General features: G+C 48.0%; 1 pseudogene. It reads right to left on the bottom strand.

What is annotated here, in order from left to right:
- Window positions 1-1,189, bottom strand: a pseudogene (locus tag JQC92_RS22380) (hypothetical protein); the annotation flags it as partial.

The raw sequence follows: 1,189 nt of genomic DNA on the forward strand, positions 1-1,189 counted from the left end.
AGTAACTCCGCCAGCACCTTCATAAACGCAGCCACCGTATCATGCTGACCCTCTTGCAGCGCCATCCATAGTCCAGGTATTTCGTCACCATCTTTCGCTGCTGCCAGCGCTATGAACTTATCTTCTGATAACTTCCCTGCCTTCAGTAACTCCACCAGCACCTTCATAAACGCAGTCACCGTATCATGATGACCATTTTGCAGCGCCAAATATAGTCCAGGCGTTCCGTCACCATATTTCCCCGCTGCCAGCTCTATGAACTTATCTTCTGATAACTTCCCTGCCTTCAGTAACTCCGCCAGTACCTTCATAAACGCAGCCACCGTATCATGATGACCATTTTGCAGCGCCAAATATAGTCCAGGCGTTCCGTCACCATCTTTCCCCGCTGCCAGCTCTATGAACTTATCTTCTGATAACTTCCCTGCCTTCAGTAACTCCGCCAGTACCTTCATAAACGCAGCCACCGTCTCATGCTGACCTTTTTGCTGCGCTAGACATAGTCCAGATGTTTCGTCACGTCTTTTTCCCGCTGCCAGCGCTATGAACTTATCTTCTGATAACTTCCCTTCCTTCAGTAACTCCGCCAGCACCTTCATAAACGCAGCCACCGTATCATGATGACCCTCTTGCAGCGCCAAATATAGTCCAGGCGTTCCGTCACCATCTTTCGCTGCTGCCAGCGCTATGAACTTATCTTCTGATAACTTCCCTTCCTTCAGTAACTCCGCCAGCACCTTCATAAACGCAGTCACCGTCTCATGCTGACCCTCTTGCAGCGCCAAATATAGTCCAGGTGTTTCGTCACGTCTTTTTCCCGCTGCCAGCGCTATGAACTTATCTGCTGATAACTTCCCTGCCTTCAGTAACTCCACCAGCACCTTCATAAACGCAGTCACCGTATCATGATGACCATTTTGCAGCGCCAGAAATAGTCCAGGTGTTTCGTCACGTCTTTTTCCCGCTGCCAGCGCTATGAACTTATCTTCTGATAACTTCCCTGCCTTCAGTAACTCCACCAGCACCTTCATAAACGCAGTCACCGTATCATGATGACCGTTTTTCTGCGCTAGATGCACACACCTTTTTTTTTGAGAATCTGATAACTTTAAAAAATTATTATCGGTCAGACGTAATTCACGAAAGCATGCGGAGAAATCTGAAATAGTACGACCTTTTCCGAAGACAA

It is taken from the genome of Parashewanella hymeniacidonis (assembly GCF_016900895.1).
Taxonomy (GTDB): domain Bacteria; phylum Pseudomonadota; class Gammaproteobacteria; order Enterobacterales; family Shewanellaceae; genus Parashewanella; species Parashewanella hymeniacidonis.